This window comes from Streptomyces calvus, assembly GCF_006782915.1.
GTDB lineage: Bacteria > Actinomycetota > Actinomycetes > Streptomycetales > Streptomycetaceae > Streptomyces > Streptomyces calvus.
In genome coordinates, this window is sequence record NZ_VCNP01000017.1 from 153,169 (window position 1) to 169,638 (window position 16,470).

At 73.9% G+C, this 16,470-nt stretch carries 14 protein-coding genes; 3 read left to right on the forward strand and 11 right to left on the reverse strand.

The annotated features are described in order from the left end of the window. Nucleotides 1–50 precede the first annotated feature (50 nt). On the reverse strand, nucleotides 51–1,313 hold the full coding sequence (locus FGW31_RS08505) for an AI-2E family transporter (protein ID WP_182675069.1): 1,263 nt from the start codon (nucleotides 1,311–1,313) through the stop codon (nucleotides 51–53). Nucleotides 1,314–1,434: 121 nt separating this feature from the next. Next, nucleotides 1,435–1,629, reverse strand: a complete 195-nt coding sequence (locus tag FGW31_RS08510; RefSeq protein WP_142192766.1) for a DUF3046 domain-containing protein — start codon at nucleotides 1,627–1,629, stop codon at nucleotides 1,435–1,437. Nucleotides 1,630–1,707: 78 nt separating this feature from the next. Here FGW31_RS08510 and FGW31_RS08515 point away from each other — a divergent pair, with 78 nt between their 5' ends. After that, entirely contained in the window at nucleotides 1,708–2,652 is a 945-nt protein-coding gene (locus FGW31_RS08515; RefSeq protein WP_142192767.1) for a hypothetical protein, read from the forward strand. A gap of 175 nt (nucleotides 2,653–2,827) precedes the next feature. Here FGW31_RS08515 and FGW31_RS08520 read toward each other — a convergent pair whose 3' ends face one another. From FGW31_RS08520 to FGW31_RS08530, 3 genes are read right to left on the reverse strand one after another with little or no spacing between them, the layout of a single operon-like run. Next, nucleotides 2,828–3,136 (reverse strand): AzlD domain-containing protein, encoded by a 309-nt coding sequence (locus FGW31_RS08520; RefSeq protein WP_142192768.1) that lies wholly within the window; start codon nucleotides 3,134–3,136, stop codon nucleotides 2,828–2,830. Beyond that, nucleotides 3,133–3,849, reverse strand: coding sequence for an AzlC family ABC transporter permease (locus tag FGW31_RS08525; protein WP_142192790.1), 717 nt, complete (start codon nucleotides 3,847–3,849; stop codon nucleotides 3,133–3,135). Before FGW31_RS08525 ends, FGW31_RS08520 begins: the two co-directional genes overlap by 4 nt. Continuing rightward, nucleotides 3,750–4,748, reverse strand: a complete 999-nt coding sequence (locus FGW31_RS08530) for an AraC family transcriptional regulator (protein ID WP_142192769.1) — start codon at nucleotides 4,746–4,748, stop codon at nucleotides 3,750–3,752. The genes FGW31_RS08525 and FGW31_RS08530 overlap by 100 nt, the downstream gene beginning before the upstream one ends. Before the next feature lie 90 nt (nucleotides 4,749–4,838). On the opposite strand from FGW31_RS08530, the gene FGW31_RS08535 reads away from it, so the two are divergent. Next, complete coding sequence (locus FGW31_RS08535; protein WP_142192770.1) at nucleotides 4,839–9,785, forward strand: ATP-dependent helicase; 4,947 nt, start codon at nucleotides 4,839–4,841, stop codon at nucleotides 9,783–9,785. A gap of 83 nt (nucleotides 9,786–9,868) precedes the next feature. Next, complete coding sequence (locus FGW31_RS08540; protein WP_142192771.1) at nucleotides 9,869–10,699, forward strand: Fpg/Nei family DNA glycosylase; 831 nt, start codon at nucleotides 9,869–9,871, stop codon at nucleotides 10,697–10,699. Between the two features lie 749 nt (nucleotides 10,700–11,448). On the opposite strand, the gene FGW31_RS08550 is transcribed toward FGW31_RS08540, so the two are convergent. The 6 genes from FGW31_RS08550 to FGW31_RS08575 form a co-directional block, all read right to left on the reverse strand. Then, nucleotides 11,449–11,919 (reverse strand): Dps family protein, encoded by a 471-nt coding sequence (locus FGW31_RS08550; protein ID WP_142192772.1) that lies wholly within the window; start codon nucleotides 11,917–11,919, stop codon nucleotides 11,449–11,451. Between the two features lie 181 nt (nucleotides 11,920–12,100). After that, complete coding sequence (locus FGW31_RS08555) at nucleotides 12,101–12,481, reverse strand: helix-turn-helix domain-containing protein (protein ID WP_003993396.1); 381 nt, start codon at nucleotides 12,479–12,481, stop codon at nucleotides 12,101–12,103. Nucleotides 12,482–12,590: 109 nt separating this feature from the next. Beyond that, entirely contained in the window at nucleotides 12,591–13,136 is a 546-nt protein-coding gene (locus FGW31_RS08560; RefSeq protein WP_142192773.1) for a CinA family protein, read from the reverse strand. Next, nucleotides 13,133–14,035 (reverse strand): CDP-diacylglycerol--glycerol-3-phosphate 3-phosphatidyltransferase, encoded by a 903-nt coding sequence (pgsA, locus tag FGW31_RS08565; protein ID WP_142192774.1) that lies wholly within the window; start codon nucleotides 14,033–14,035, stop codon nucleotides 13,133–13,135. The genes FGW31_RS08560 and pgsA overlap by 4 nt, the downstream gene beginning before the upstream one ends. Continuing rightward, nucleotides 14,032–15,507: a 30S ribosomal protein S12 methylthiotransferase RimO gene (rimO, locus tag FGW31_RS08570; protein ID WP_142192775.1), complete on the reverse strand. Its 1,476-nt coding sequence runs from the start codon at nucleotides 15,505–15,507 to the stop codon at nucleotides 14,032–14,034. Before rimO ends, pgsA begins: the two co-directional genes overlap by 4 nt. 93 nt (nucleotides 15,508–15,600) lie before the next feature. After that, nucleotides 15,601–16,434: a helix-turn-helix domain-containing protein gene (locus FGW31_RS08575; protein ID WP_142192776.1), complete on the reverse strand. Its 834-nt coding sequence runs from the start codon at nucleotides 16,432–16,434 to the stop codon at nucleotides 15,601–15,603. Nucleotides 16,435–16,470 lie beyond the last annotated feature (36 nt).

Genomic DNA, 16,470 nt, shown 5'->3' on the forward strand with positions numbered 1-16,470 from the left:
TTCCGCCCGCCGGACCCGACCGAGGAGCCCCGCCCATCGGTCGGGCCTCCTCAGGATCCCGCGTCCTCGACGCGCGGGCGGGTCGTGTCCGGGCGGCGGGCCCACAGCCCGCGGACGCGCAGGAGCAGCCCGGGCCCGCCTCCGGGTCCGCGGTGGCCGTGCACCCGGGGGTCGTCCGTGACGTCGTACCGCTTCACATACGCCCCGAGGAACGCCTGGAGCGTGGCGATCGCGGGGATGGCGATGAGCGCGCCGACGGCACCGAGCAGGGCGGTGCCCGCGACGACCGAGCCGAAGGCGACCGCCGGGTGGATGTCGACGGTCCTGGAGGTCAGCTTGGGCTGCAGCACGTAGTTCTCGAACTGCTGGTAGAACACCACGAAGGTCAGCACCCACAGCGCGTACCAGGGGTCGACCGTGAAGGCGATCAGCATGGGCAGCGCGCCCGCGAGGTAGGTGCCGATGGTGGGGATGAACTGCGACACCAGGCCCACCCACACGGCGAGCACGGGCGCGTAGGGCACCTCGAGGACCTCCAGCAGCACGAAGTGCGCAAGGCCGGAAATGAGCGCCATCAGCCCGCGCGAGTACAGGTAGCCGCCGGTCTTGTTCACGGCGATCTCCCACGCGCGCAGCACCTCGGCCTGGCGGGCGGGCGGCAGCAGGGAGCACACGGTGCGCCGCAGGCGCGGGCCGTCGGCGGCGAAGTAGAAGGAGAACAGGCCGACGGTGAGCAGCTGGAACAGACCGCCGAGGACCTGCGCGGACACGTCGAGGACACCGGTGGCGCTGTTCTGGACGTAGTCGCGCAGCCAGTCGGAGCGCAGCAGGCCCTCCTGGACGTCCACCCGCCGCAGCTCGGTGTGGAAGTGCGCGTTGACCCAGTTGATCACCGAGTCGAGGTAGTCCGGGAAGTCCTCGACGATCGTGATGATCTGTCCCGCAAGCATCGACCCGAGCAGGGTGACGAAACCCGCCGCCGTGACGAACACGCCCAGGAAGACGAGGAAGGTGCCCAGGCCCCGGCGCACCCCGCGCGCGGCCATCCAGCTCACCGCGGGTTCGACGGCGAGCGCCAGGAAGAAGGCGATGAGGACGTTGATCAGCAGCCCGGTGAGCTGGTGGAACGCCCAGCTGCCGAGTTGGAACACGGCGATCAGCGCGAGCGCCAGCACCATGGCGCGCGGCAGCCAGCGCGGCATGCGCGCGCCCGGCTCGGCCGCGTGGCCCACCGGAGGGGGTCCGGTGGGCGGCGGCGCTCCGGGCGCGCTGGGCTGCCGGGCCGTCCGCCCGGTTTCGTCAGTGGCTGCCACGGCTCAAGTCTCGCCCACGCCGACGGTGGCCGTCCGCCCACCGGGGATCTCTGTCACGATCAGCACTTCTCCACGGTGACGGTCGACGTTTCTTCGGGGCGGGTCGCCTCTCCTGGGCGGGTCACCGCTTCTCCAGGGGTACGTCCATGACGGCGCAGACCACCTGCCAGACGTCCTTGGCGTCCCAGCCGGCCGCCAGCGCCTCGTGCACGGTACGCCCGCCGAGCTCCGACATGACATGGTCACGTGCGAAGGTGTCGGCGTATCCCGCGCCGAAGTGCTCCGCCATCCGCTCCCAGAAAACCGTCAACCGCATGCCCCCAGTATCCCGCCTGCGGGGGTGGCCCCGAGCCGGTGCGCCTGCCCGCGCCGCTTTGCGCCTACGGTCGGATCCATGGCCGACACCGGAGCTGCCCCAGCACCCCCGACAACCCCGCCGCAGGGCCCGCTCGCGCGGGCGGAGCGGTTCGTCTGGCTCACCGCGCGCGTGCTCGAACAGCACCTCTTCGCGTACCACTTCCGGGACGGCGGTGCCGACCCGGTGGAGGCGGCCCTGGAGGCGTACCGCAACGCGGACGGCGGATACGGGCACGGCCTCGAACCGGACCTGCGCGGTCCGGTCAGCCAGCCGCTGCACACCGCCCGCGCGCTGCGCGTGCTGGACGCCGTGGGGCGGTGCGGCGGCCGCCGCGCGGAGGACGTGTGCCGCTATCTGACGTCCGTCTCCACGCCGGACGGCGCGCTTCCGGCGATCCATCCCGGTCAGCGCGGCTATCCGGCGGCGCCGTTCGTGCCGGTCGAGGACGACCCGCCCGGATCGCTGCTGGCCACCGGGCCGGTGGTGGGGCTGCTGCACCGCAACGAGGTCTGGCACGCCTGGCTGTTCCGTGCCACGGACTTCTGTCTGCAGGCCGTGGAGTCGCTGGAGCGGTCGCACCCCTACGAGGTGGAGGCCGCCGTGGCGTTCCTCGACCACGCCCCCGACCGCGCCCGCGCGGAGGCCGCCGCCGACCGGCTGGGCCGGCTGGTGCGCCGGCAGCGGCTCGCCGTGCTCGACCCGGACGACCTCGACGCGTACCCGGTCGCGCCGGGCTACGCGCCGGGCGAGCACCACTTCCCGCACGACTACGCGCGTACGCCGCGGTCGCTGGCACGCGCGTGGTTCACGGACGAGGAGATGGAACGCTCCCTGGACTTCCTCGCGGCCGAACAGCAGGAGGACGGCGGCTGGCCGATCCGGTGGCGGCAGTGGGCCCCGGCGCCCGCCATGGAGGCGCGCCCGATGGTGACGATCGACGCCCTGCACACCCTGGAGGCGTACGGCCGCCGTGTCCGCTGACGGGACGGCGGCCGAAACCCCTGCCGGGGAGGGACGGCGGCCGGGATGCGCCGTCCGACGCATCCGCGTATCAGCCGCCCCGCACCGCCGCACGCCCGGCAGGCACCGCCACCGCCTCACCCGTCCAACCGGCAGCCGCCGCTGTTCACCAGCCCAGGTGTCCGTCCCCACCGCCTCACCCGCCCAGCGCGCGCACTCCCGCCGTCACGACCACGGCCGACGCGACGACCAGGAGGAACGGGGCGCGCAGCATCAGTGCGACGGCGGCGGCCGCCACCCCCGCCGCGCGGGCGTCCACCATCAGGGACTGCCCGTCGGAGAAGGTCTGCTGGGCCGTCAGCGCGGCGAGCAGGGCGACCGGCAGGAGCGCGGCGAGGCGCCGGACGAGGGGACGTTCGAGAACCCCGGCGGGCACCAGCAGCCCGGCGAGTTTGACGGCGTAGCAGCCCACGGCGGTCACGCCGATCGCGATCCAGATGTTCAACGCTCCTCCCCCGGTGCGTCCCCGCGCGGCGTGTTCCGGCGTCCCCGTGCCCACAGGACGGCCGGTGCCGCGAGCGCGGCCACCAGGACCGGCACGCCGGCCGGCAGGACGGGCAGCAGACCGAGGCCCAGCAGCACGGCGAGTCCGGCGACGGCACGCTCGGTGCCGGTCCGCAGCATGGGGGCGAGCAGCGCGAGGAAGACCGCGGGACCGGCCGCGTCCAGCCCCCACGCGTCGGTGTCCCCGAGGGCCTCGGCGCCGAGCGCGCCGAGCAGCGTGGTGAGGTTCCACAGGAGGTAGAGGCTGAGCCCGGTCACCACGAACCCGAGGCGTGCGGCGCGCCGGGTGGGCTGGGCGAGGGAGACGGCGGCCGTCTCGTCGATGACCCACTGGGCGGCGAACGGCCGCACCGCGCGCGGCAGCGCCAGCAACTCCGACAGGCGCAGCCCGTAGAAGGCGTTGCGCACCCCGAGGAAGAACGCGCCCGCGGCGGCCGTGAACGGGCCTCCGCCCGCCGCCAGCGCGCCCACCAGCGCGAACTGGGACGCGCCGGTGAACACCAGCAGGCTGAGCGCACAGGTCTGGAGCAGCGTGAGGCCGCTGCCCGCCGAGGTCACGCCGAAGGCGAACCCGGAGAGTCCGACGGCGATCCCGACCCCGAGGGCGTCCCGTACGACGGCACCGTCCCGCTGTCCTCCTCCGTCGTCGTGCATGTCCGCGAGTGCTGCTGTCCGTTCTGCTGCCACGTCCCGGACGGTACGGGCGGGCCGCTCCGCGCGTCTTGTACGTTCTTGCGCTCGCGCTGGTAGGCGCCCGGCGGGACGCCGACGATCCGGCTGAAGTGCCGGTTCAGATGCGGCTGGTCGGTGAACCCGACGGTGACGGCGACCTCCGAGGGCGCCGCGCCCGCGTCCAGCAGCCGCCGCGCCCGCCGCACGCGCGCGTCGGTGAGCCAGGCGTGCGGCGGCATGCCGTAGGTGTCCCGGAACGCCCGCAGCAGGGCGAACGGGCCGGTGCCGAGTTCGGCGGCCAGCCGCTCCAGGGTCGGGGGCGCGGCCATCCGCTCCTCCAGCAGGGCACGCGCGCGTGCCGCGATCCGCGCGCCCGCGGTGCGCACCTCGCGTCGCGGCAGCGTCCCGCCGTTCAGCCGCAGCAAACGGGTCACCGCCACCCTGAGCAGGGTGTCGGCGGCGAGCGCGTTGCCGTCGTCGGTGGCCCGCAGCACCTGGTGCACCAGACGGACGGTGTACGGGTCGTCGAGGACCGGCGTGGCGAACCCGGGTGTGCCGCGCAACGTGGTGGTCTCCGCGGCAATCGCCGCCACCACCTGCGGCGACGGGTACACCGCCCCGTAGCGCCAGCCCTCGGGGACGCCGGCCCGGCCGGTGTGCGGGGTGTCCGGGTTGACGAGCGCGAGGGCTCCGGCACCCGCGTACACGTCGCCACCGCCGTGGTGGAAGACCTCCACCCCGTCGGCGATGGCGGCGATCACGAAGTTCTCGTGGGTGTGCCGGACGAACGTCTTCCGTATGTAGCGGGCGCGCAGCAGATCGACACCGGGCAGTTCGTCGTACCGCCAGTGCCGCGCCCGCTCCCTGCGTGTCTCCGCCACACGGTCATTGTCACGCGGCCACCGCGGCCGTCGAACACCCCGTACGCCCTGCTCGGCCGCATTGTCAGTGGTCGGGTGCACGATGGACGCATGGTCAGCAATCCGCACCGGGCCCTCGACGGCTTCTCCCCCGCGACCCGCGGCTGGTTCTCGGGTGCCTTCTCCGCGCCCACCGCCGCCCAGGCCGGTGCGTGGCGGGCCATCGGGGAAGGGTCGGACGTGCTGGTGGTCGCCCCCACCGGTTCCGGGAAGACCCTGGCCGCCTTCCTCGCGGCGCTGGACCAGCTGGCGTCCACGCCGTTGCCCGCCGACCCGAAGAAGCGCTGCCGCGTCCTGTACGTCTCGCCGCTGAAGGCCCTGGCCGTCGACGTCGAGCGCAACCTCCGCAGTCCACTGACCGGCATCCGGCAGGAATCCGTGCGCCTGGGCCTGCCCGAGCCCGAGGTGAAGGTCGGCATCCGCTCCGGCGACACCCCGCCGGCCGAGCGCCGGGCCCTGGCCACCCGGCCGCCGGACATCCTGATCACCACCCCGGAGTCGCTGTTCCTGATGCTGACGTCCGCCACGCGCGACGCGCTGGCGGGCGTGGAGACCGTGATCCTCGACGAGGTGCACGCGGTCGCGGGCACCAAGCGCGGCGCGCACCTCGCGCTCTCCCTGGAGCGGCTGGACGAGCTGCTGCCCGGCCCGGCCCGCCGCATCGGCCTGTCGGCGACCGTGCGGCCGGTGGACGAGGTCGCCCGGTTCCTGTCCCCGCGCCGCAAGGTGAAGATCGTCCAGCCGGAGTCGGGCAAGGAGTTCGACCTCTCCGTCGTGGTGCCGGTCGAGGACCTGGGCGAGCTGGGCGGCTCACCGGTCGCCGACGGCTCGGAGGGCGCCGAGCGCCCCTCGATCTGGCCGCACGTGGAGGAGCGGATCACCGACCTGGTGCAGTCGCACCGCTCGACCATCGTGTTCGCGAACTCCCGCCGCCTCGCCGAGCGCCTGTGCAACCGGCTCAACGAGATCGCCTACGAGCGGGCCACCGGGGAGCCCCTGGACGAGCACCACTCCCCGGCCGAGCTCATGGGCGGTTCCGGAGCCGCGCAGGGCGCGCCCGCGGTCATCGCCCGCGCCCACCACGGCTCGGTGTCCAAGGAGCAGCGCGCCCTGGTCGAGGAGGACCTCAAGGCGGGCCGGCTGCCCGCGGTGGTGGCCACCTCCAGTCTGGAGCTGGGCATCGACATGGGCGCCGTCGACCTGGTGGTCCAGGTCGAGTCGCCGCCGTCGGTCGCCTCCGGGCTGCAGCGCGTCGGCCGCGCCGGGCACCAGGTCGGCGCGGTCTCCACGGGCGTGGTCTTCCCGAAGTACCGGGGCGACCTGGTGCAGGCGGCGGTGGTCACGGAGCGGATGCGCACGGGCGCCATCGAGTCCCTGCGCGTCCCCGCGAACCCGCTGGACGTCCTGGCCCAGCAGCTCGTGGCCATGACGGCGATGGACACCTGGCAGTTCGACGACCTGCTCGCCACGGTCCGGCGCGCGGCGCCCTTCGCGTCGCTGCCGGAGTCCGCGTTCACGGGCGTGCTGGACATGCTCGCCGGCCGCTACCCGTCCGACGCCTTCGCGGAGCTGCGCCCGCGCGTGGTGTGGGACCGGGTCACCGGAGAGATCACCGGACGGCCGGGTGCCCAGCGCCTGGCCGTCACCTCCGGCGGCACGATCCCCGACCGCGGCCTCTTCGGGGTCTTCCTGGCCGGCGCCGACCCCAAGAAGGGCGGCGGACGGGTCGGCGAGCTCGACGAGGAGATGGTCTACGAGTCCCGCGTGGGCGATGTCTTCACGCTCGGCACCAGTTCCTGGCGCATCGAGGACATCACGCGCGACCGGGTCCTGGTCTCCCCGGCGCCGGGCGTGCCGGGCCGGCTGCCGTTCTGGAAGGGCGACCAGCTGGGCCGCCCGCTGGAGCTCGGCCGCGCGGTGGGCGCCTTCCTGCGCGAGGTGGGCTCGCTCTCCGAGGAGGACGCCCGGTTGCGGCTCCTCGCGGCGGGACTGGACGCCTGGGCCGCGGACAACGTCCTGTCGTACCTGGCCGAACAGCGCGAGGCCTGCGGCCACGTCCCCGACGACCGCACCATCGTGGTGGAGCGGTTCCGCGACGAACTGGGCGACTGGCGGGTCGTCGTGCACTCGCCGTTCGGCGCCCAGGTGCACGCCCCGTGGGCGCTCGCGCTCGGCGCCCGCCTCTCCGAGCGGTACGGCATGGACGCCCAGGTGATGCACGCCGACGACGGCATCGTGCTGCGCCTGCCGGACGCCGACCTGATGGGCCTCGACCTGCTCGACCAGGAACCGGTGAAGGCCGGCCGCGAGTACGACGCGGACCAGGCGCCCGTCGGCGCCGCCGACGTCGTCTTCGACAAGGGCGAGGTCGACCAGGTCGTCACCGACCAGGTCGGCGGCTCGGCCCTGTTCGCCTCCCGGTTCCGCGAGTGCGCCGCTCGCGCGCTGCTGCTCCCGCGCCGCAACCCCGGCCGGCGCACCCCGCTGTGGCAGCAGCGTCAGCGCGCCTCCCAGCTCCTCCAGGTGGCTGGTGAGTTCGGCTCGTTCCCGATCGTCCTGGAGGCGGTCCGCGAATGCCTCCAGGACGTGTTCGACGTGCCCGGGCTCGTCGAGCTGATGGGCGACCTGGAGTCCCGCAGGGTGCGCCTCGTCGAGGTCACCACCCCCGAGCCGTCCCCCTTCGCCCGCTCCCTCCTGTTCGGCTACGTCGCCCAGTTCCTGTACGAGGGCGACTCCCCGCTCGCCGAGCGCCGCGCCGCCGCACTGTCGCTGGACTCGCGGCTGCTGGCCGAGCTGCTCGGCCAGGCGGAGCTGCGGGAGCTGCTCGACGCCGAGGTGCTGACCGAGCTGGAGCGCGAGCTGCAGTGGCTCACCGAGGACCGGCGCGTCAAGGACGCGGAGGGCGTGGCCGACCTGCTGCGTGTCCTCGGTCCGCTCACCGAGGCCGAGCTGGCCGAGCGGGGCGCCGATCCGCAGTGGGCGCGGGAGCTGGCCTCCGCGCGGCGCGCCATCCGGGTGCGGGTCGCCGGCGCCGACCACTGGGCGGCGATCGAGGACGCGGGCCGGCTGCGCGACGCGCTGGGCACGGCGCTGCCGGTCGGCGTGCCGGAGGCGTTCACCGAACCGGTCAAGGACCCGCTCGGTGACCTCCTCGCGCGGTTCGCACGCACCCACGGCCCGTTCACGTCGGCCACCGCGGCGGCGCGCTTCGGCCTGGGCGTGGCGGTCACCGAGGGCGCCCTGCAGCGGCTGTCCGCGGCGGGCAGGATCGTGCAGGGCGAGTTCCATCCGGCCGGGATCGGACAGGAGTGGTGCGACGCCGCCGTGCTGCGCCGGCTGCGCCGCCGCTCCCTGGCCGCCCTGCGACACGAACTGGAGCCGGTGCCTCCGGCCGCGCTCGCGCAGTTCCTCCCGCAGTGGCAGCACATCGGCAAGGGGCACGCCCTGCGCGGCATCGACGGCCTGGTGCGCGCCGTCGAACAGTTGCAGGGCGCCTCCGTGCCCGCTTCCGCCCTGGAGAAGCTGGTGCTGCCGTCCCGGGTGGCGGGCTACACCCCGGCGATGCTGGACGAGCTCACGGCGGCCGGGGAGGTGGTGTGGGCCGGCGCCGGTTCGCTTCCCGGCAAGGACGGCTGGGTCTCCCTCTACCTCGCGGACGCGGCCCCGCTGCTGCTGCCGCCTCCGCACCCCCTGGAGCTCACCGCCCTCCACCAGTCCGTCCTGGACGCCCTCTCCGGCGGCTACGGACTGTTCTTCCGGCAGATCGCCGACCAGGTCCGCGCCACCACCCACCCCGAGGCCACCGACCCCCAACTCGCCGACGCCGTATGGGACCTCGCCTGGTCCGGGCGGCTGACCAACGACACGCTCACGCCCCTGCGCTCCCTGCTGGGCTCCGGCCGCACCGCGGGCTCCACGGCCCACCGCGCGAAGCGCGCGGTCCCGCGCGGACGCTACGGCTCGCTCACGGCGGCCGCCCGCAGCGCCTCCCGCAACGGTCCGCCCACCGTCGCCGGCCGCTGGTCCCTGCTGCCGGACCGGGAGGCCGATCCCACCGTCCGCGCCCACGCCCTGGCGCGCACCCTGCTCGACCGGCACGGTGTGGTGACCCGCGGCGCCGTGTCCGCGGAGGGCGTCGAGGGCGGCTTCTCGGCGACGTATCGCATCCTGTCCGCCTTCGAGGACACGGGCCAGGCCCGCCGCGGCTACGTCGTGGAAGGGCTGGGCGCCGCACAGTTCGCGATGGACGGGGCGGTGGACCGCCTCCGCGCGGCGGCCAACGCGCGGGAGCGGGGCGACGCCCTGCCGCCCGCCCCGGGCCCCACCGGCCCCGACGGCGGCCCGCCGGACCCCTTCGGCGGCTCCGCCGACCCGTTCACCGCGCACGGCTTCGCCTCCCCCACCGACGGCGCCCACGAGCACGCCCCGGGGCACGACGGCTTCCCCGGCGCCTTCCCGGACGCGGACGACTCTCCGTACCCGCGCCTGACGCCCGGCGACTACGTCTCACCGCGCGACCGGGCCCCGGGGGCGCCTCCGCCCTGGCAGAACGGCGGAGGCCCGTCGTACGACCCCTTCGCCGGCCGCTCCACCAGGGCGGACCGTTCCGTGCGGGCCGTCGTCCTGGCCGCCGCCGACCCGGCGAACGCCTACGGTGCCGCTCTGGGCTGGCCGGAGCCGCCCACCGGCGCCGGACACAAGCCCGGCCGCAAGGCGGGTTCCCTGGTGGTTCTGGTGGACGGCGAGCTGACGCTCTACATGGAGCGGGGCGGCAAGACGCTGCTGGCCTGGCCCGCCGACCCCGACGGCGAGCCCGCCGACGACCCCCGTCTGCCGGCCGCCGCGGAGGCCCTCGCCGCGGCCGCCCGCGCGGGCTCGCTCGGTACGGTCACCGTGGAGCGCGTCAACGGCACCCCGGCGCTGACCTCGCCGCTGGGCACCCTGCTGGAGACCGCGGGTTTCGTCGCCACTCCGCGGGGCCTTCGCCTGCGCGCCTGACCCGCCGCCGCAGCCCCGTCGCCCACCTCCCGCGGGCCGACGGGCAAGCACCGTCCCGCGGGCCGACGTGCAACCCTTGACGCATGCCCGAAGGAGACACGGTCTGGCAGGCCGCGCGACGGCTGCACGGCGCCCTCGCGGGCAAGGTGCTGACCCGCAGCGACCTGCGGGTGCCGCGTTTCGCGACGGCCGACCTCACCGGCCGCACCGTGCTGGACGTCGTCCCGCGCGGCAAGCACCTGCTGACCCGCGTCGAGGGCGGCCTGACCCTGCACTCGCACCTGCGGATGGACGGCTCCTGGCGGGTGTACGCGCACGGGCAGCGCTGGAACGGCGGCCCCGCCCACCAGATCCGCGCCATCCTCGGCACCGCCGACCGCACCGCGGTCGGTTACCGGCTCCCGGTGCTGGAACTGCTGCGCACCGGCGAGGAGGACCGCGCGGTCGGCCATCTCGGGCCCGATCTGCTCGGCCCTGACTGGGATCCCGGCCTGGCGATGGCCAACCTCCTGCAGGACCCGGCCCGCCCCCTCGGCGAGGCCCTGCTGGACCAGCGCAACCTCGCCGGCATCGGCAATGTCTTCAAGAGCGAACTCTGCTTCCTGCTCGGCGTGACCCCGTGGCTTCCCGTCGCGGACCTGCCCTCCGACCGTGCCGCGCAACTGCCGGGGCTGGCCCGGAAGCTGCTGGAGTCCAACCGTGAACGCCCGGTCCGCAACACGACGGGCCTGCGCGGCCAGGACCTGTTCGTGTACGGCCGCGCACGACGCCCGTGCCTGCGCTGCCGCACCCCCGTGCGGGTCGCCGAGCAGGGCGACGGCTCCCGCGAACGCCCCACGTACTGGTGCCCCACCTGCCAGCCCGGACCGGCCCCCGCCCGACCGCCCCGCGACCTCCGCCGCACCACCCGCTGACCGCACCACCCGCAACCGCCACGCTCCCGCACCCGCGACCGCCGCGGCTACTCGCGCGTCCCCCCAGGCCCCTCTTCCCTCCACCCCGCGCCGCCGTCCTCCCACCCCGGCGGCCCCGCAGTGCCCTCCGCCACGGCCCCGTCCCCCGCGCGCCAGGCCCGTCGCCACCGCCCCGCCGCCGGCACGCCGGCCGCCCTCGCTCTGGGCACGCAGTGCACCGGCAGCACGCTGAGCCCCCACCCGCCGGCCGCGATCGCCCCCTCCAGCGCACCAGCACCGGGCACCAGCAGCAGCCGCGTCACCGCCCACCACCACAGGGCGCCCGCCCCGACAACAAGCCCCCAGCGCCCCCCCCGCCCCGTCGTCACGTCCCGCACCCCCGTGCCGACGCCCCCCGTGCAGACGGCCCCCGTACCGACGCCCTCCAGGCCGACGGCTCCCAGGCCAACGACTGCCAAGCCGACGGCCTCCAGGCCAACGACTGCCGAGCCGACAACCTCCGGACAGCCAGCCCCCAAACCGACGAACGCCCGACCGACGACCCCCCGACCGACGACCTACGGACCGACGGCCCCCGGACCGCAGGCCTCCCGACCGACGACCTCCGAGCCGACGGCCTCCGAGCCGACGGCCGCCCGACCGACGCCATCGGAGCACGCAACACCCCCGCAAGGGCGCACGGACACCGCACAGGCGCGCCGACTGCTCCCGAGCTCCGTGCGAAGGGCCCGCGGGCCCTCACGGCCACGTCACCCGTTCTCGGCCTGGAACATCCAGTGCTGCTTCTCCAGGTCGCCAGTGATCGCGATCAGGATGTCCTGGCTGACCGGGTCCGGCTCCGCGGTCGCCGTGACCCGCTCCCGCATCCGGGTGATCACCGCGCCCAGCGCCTCCACGAGCGTGCTCACCGCCGCCGTGTCGTCGACCCAGCCCTCCGGCGTCACTCCGATGCCGCTGCCGACGGCCACCGTGGCGGCGCGCCCGTCGGGCGAGACGCCCAGGGCCGCCGCGCGCTCCGCGACCGTGTCCGAGTGCGCCCGCGCCAGCGTCACGACCTCGTCGAGCTGAAGGTGCACGGAACGGAAGCGCGGCCCGACGACGTTCCAGTGGATCTGCTTCGCCACCAGGGCGAGGTCCACCAGGTCGACCAGGGCGCCCTGCAACGCCTCGGACACGGTCTTCAGGTTCGCGTCGGACAAGGGGCTCTTCACGACGTACATCCGCACCTCCGTGGCTGTCCCCCCGCCTCGTCCCTCAACGATGACCGCCGCGCGCGCCACCGGCAAACGCACTCCGGGCTCTCCGGGCATGCGAAAACCCCGGCGGCCCTTCCGGATCTCCCGGGAGGGCCCCACCGGGGCCTCTCACACCTTCACACCACGCGGGCGCGGAACTGCACGCTCACGCGGCGACGACGTCCACCGCCTCGGCGGGCGCCTTGATGGTCACCCGTTCCGGTGGCACACCGGTCACCGAAACGGAACCCAGCATCGGACGAACCGGCGTGGGTACGGGCTCGCTGGGGGTCGCTGCAGCAGACTGGGCCAGCTCGGCGAGAGCGAGCTCATCGCTCACTTCCCGCATGAGCTCGGACATCCGTACGTCCAGCGCGTCGCAGATGGCGGAGAGCAGCTCGGAGGAAGCCTCCTTCTGCCCCCGCTCCACCTCGGAGAGATAGCCGAGTGAGACTCGGGCGGACGAGGAGACTTCGCGCAGAGTACGGCCCTGGCGTTGGCGCTGCCGACGCAGCACGTCACCCAGCAGGCGACGGAGCAGAATCATCGGTGGCTCCCTCCTCGGACCGCGTAGCCGCATCCTTCTCGCCCCACCGTACCGCCTTGCGCCGCGGCCGTGCGGGGAGCGATGTCGTGTTCACTCAGGGCTGCAAACATCAAAACCCCCCGTTCCGTTCCGTATCCTGTGCCCGCTCATTCCCGGTCTGTTCGCCCGCAAGCTCCGTCAGGAGCAGTGCGAGTACGCTCCGTACACTCTCCATACGAATTTCCGCGCGGTCGCCGTTCAACCGCAGCTGCTCCACTTTTCCGCCACCGGCAGAACCGGAGCCTTCCGTGCGAGGGCCGTCCACGGCCACGAAGACCGTGCCCACGGCCTGTCCGTCCTGCGGATCCGGACCGGCGACGCCCGTGGTCGCGATGCCCCAGTCGGCACCCAGCGCCTTGCGCACACCGGCCGCCATCTGGGCCGCCACCTGCGGATCGACCGCTCCCCGCTGGGCCAGCAGAGTGGCGTCCACTCCGAGCAGTCCGTGCTTCAACTCGGTGGCGTACGCCGTCACCGATCCCCGGAACACCTTCGACGCACCGGGGACCGAGGTGATCTCCGCCGCGACCAGGCCACCGGTCAGCGACTCGGCGACGGCGAGGGTTCCGCCGTTCACGGTGAGTAGTCGCACCACCTCGGTGGCCCTAGAACTCACGCTTCCGTCTCCTCCAACGCGGCCTTGCGCTCGGCGATTCCCTGCCTGCGCAGCACAATGGCCTGTTTCACATAGTCGAGGCCGGTGAGCACGGTCAGTGCGACCGCCGCGGCCATCACCCACCACCGCAGCGTGGCGAGCCACCCCGTGAGCGCCAGCACGTACATGCCGACGGCGACGCCCTGGATGAGCGTCTTCAGCTTGCCGCCGCGGCTGGCCGGGATCACGCCGTAGCGGATGACCAGGAAACGCAGCAGTGTGATGCCGAGTTCCCGGCCGAGGATCACGCCGGTGACCCACCACGGCAGATCGCCCAGCGCGGAGAGACAGATCAGCGCCGCCCCCATGATCGCCTTGTCGGCGATGGGGTCGGCGATCTTCCCGAAGTCGGTGACGAGGTTGTACGTGCGCGCCAGGTGGCCGTCGAACAGGTCCGTGATCATGGCGATGGCGAAGGCCGCCCAGGCCAGTGACCGCCACGCCGGGTCGTACCCGCCGTCGGCGAGCATCAGCGCCACGAACGCCGGCACCAGGAGCAGCCGGAGCATGGTCAGCAGATTGGCGATGTTCCAGAGGCTGGCCTGGTTGACGGCCGCCGCCGCGATCTTCGCGCCGCGCGCCGGCCTCGTCCCGTCCCCGGTGTCCGCTGCGTCGTCGGCGCCGCGGGACGCGGCGGCCGCACGGGCTGCTTCGTCGCCGTGCTGCCGGTCACCGCCCGGGCCGCGGCCGGACAGACCACGTCGCGCGGAACCGCTGCCGGACGAGCCCGCGCCCGGCCCCCGGCCCTCACGCGCGACCACGCGGCCGACTCCCGCCCCGGGAACGCCACCGGGAGCGGCACCCGCCGCCCTCCGCGCGCCGGAGGGGCCTCCTGCCGCCGATGCCGGGACACCCGTCATCTGCCCGCCTCCTCACTACACGCGAGCGAACCCTCGAACAGCGGCTCGGCCACCAGGTCGACACCCTCCGTGCCGACCACCTTCGCCTCGACCATACGGCCGACGCGCAAACCCTCGCCGCTCGTGAGCAGCACCTGGCCGTCCGTCTCGGGCGCCTGGTGCTCCGCCCGGCCGTACACGCCCTCCGCCTCGTCCACGGACTCCACCAGCACCCGCACGGTCTCCCCGACCCGCTCCTCGGCACGCTGCGAGACGAGTTCCTCCGCCAGCCGGGAGACCCGGGCCAGGCGCTCGGCGACGACGTCCTCGTCGAGCTTGCCGTCGTAGGTCGCCGCCTCGGTGCCCTCCTCGTCGGAGTAGCCGAAGACGCCGATGGCGTCCAGGCGCGCGTGGTTCAGGAAGCGCTCCAGCTCGGCGAGGTCCGCCTCGGACTCACCGGGGAAGCCGACGATGAAGTTGGAGCGCACACCAGCCTGGGGCGCCTTGCTGCGGATCGTGTCGAGCAGTTCCAGGAACCGGTCGGTGTCGCCGAAGCGGCGCATCGCGCGCAGCACGTCCGGCGCGGAGTGCTGGAACGACAGGTCGAAGTACGGGGCGACCTTCGGGGTGGAGGTCAGCACGTCGATCAGGCCGGGCCGCATCTCGGCCGGCTGCAGGTAGCTGACGCGGACCCGCTCCAGCCCGTCGACCTCGGCCAGCTCGGGCAGCAGGGACTCCAGCAGGCGGATGTCGCCGAGGTCCTTGCCGTAGGAGGTGTTGTTCTCGGAGACCAGCATGATCTCCTTCACGCCCTGTTCGGCGAGCCATCGGGTCTCGTTCAGCACGTCGCTGGGACGGCGCGAGATGAAGGAGCCGCGGAAGGACGGGATGGCGCAGAAGGAGCAGCGCCGGTCGCAGCCGGAGGCGAGCTTCACCGAGGCGACCGGGGAGCCGTCGAGCCGGCGGCGCAGGGGCGCGCGGGGCCCGGAGGCCGGGGCGAGGCCCTCCGGCAGATCCGCCGGGGCGTGGCCCGGCAGCGCCACGGAGGCGGCGGAGTCCTGCCGCTCGGCCGGGCTGATCGGCAGCAGCTTGCGCCGGTCGCGCGGGGTGTGGGAGGCGTGGATGCCGCCGTTGAGGATGGTCTGGAGGCGGTCGGAGATGTCGGCGTAGTCGTCGAAGCCGAGCACGCCGTCGGCCTCGGGGAGGGCCTCGGCGAGTTCCTTGCCGTACCGCTCGGCCATGCAGCCGACCGCCACGACGGCCTGCGTTCTCCCGTGTCCCTTGAGGTCGTTGGCCTCCAGGAGCGCGTCGACGGAGTCCTTCTTGGCGGCCTCGACGAAGCCGCAGGTGTTGACGACGGCGACGTCGGCTTCCTCGGCGTCCTCCACGAGCTGCCAGCCGTCCGCCTCCAAACGGCCTGCGAGCTCCTCCGAGTCCACCTCGTTACGGGCGCAGCCAAGGGTGACCAGTGCGACGGTACGGCGTTCAGGCATGGGCTCTAGAGTACTTCGTCCCGCCGACACCCCACGTCGACGGGGTTGGCCGATCATGGCCGACCCCGTCGGCGGACCAACCCCCGGGACCGCTCAGCCGGCCTGCGGGTCGCCCTTGGTGTAGGTCAGGCGCTCGACGGCGCCGGGCTGCCAGTCGTCCTCGATCTTCTTGCCGTTCACGAACAGGTCGATCGCGCCGGCGTCGCCGAGGACCAGGTTGACCTTGGAACTGTCCTGGAAGGTCTTCGTCTCGCCCTGCTTGAGCAGTCCGTCGAACAGCAGGCGGCCGTTGTGGTCCTTGGCGGAGATCCAGCTGCGTCCGTCGGCGGCGCTGACCCTGACCGTCACCTTGTCCTGCGGCGCGGCGGCGATCGCGCTGTCCGACGCCTCCGGCTCGGGGTCGGCGGGCTTCTTGGTGGTGGGAGTGGGCGAGGGAGTCGTGGTGGGTTCGGTGCCGTCGGCGACGTTCGCCTTGCCGCCGTCGTCGCCGCCCTTGACCATGGTGAACCCGACGAAGCCGATCACGACGACGATCGCGGCGACCATCGCCGCGGTCCAGTTCGGTCCGCGACGCTCCGGACGGATGCGTTCCGCCTCGAAGAGCGGGGCGGCCGGGGTCGGGGCCGGGCGGCCGCCGCCGTGCTCGGTCTCGTACTGGGCGATCAGCGGGGCCGGATCGAGGTGCACGGCCTTGGCCAGGGTCCGGATGTGCCCGCGCGCGTAGACGTCGCCGCCGCAGCGCGCGAAGTCGTCCGCCTCGATGGCGTGCACGATGGTGATACGGACCCGGGTGGCGTTACTGACGTCGTCGACGGTGAGCCCGGCGGCGATGCGCGCCTGGCGCAGCGCATGCCCGACGGAGGGGCGGGCTTCCTCGGAATCGTCTTCGAAGGGACGCTCGTCTTCAGGGGAGTTGCCGATGGACACGGGGGCGCCTTTCGAGCGTGTAGCCACCTGTGCTGG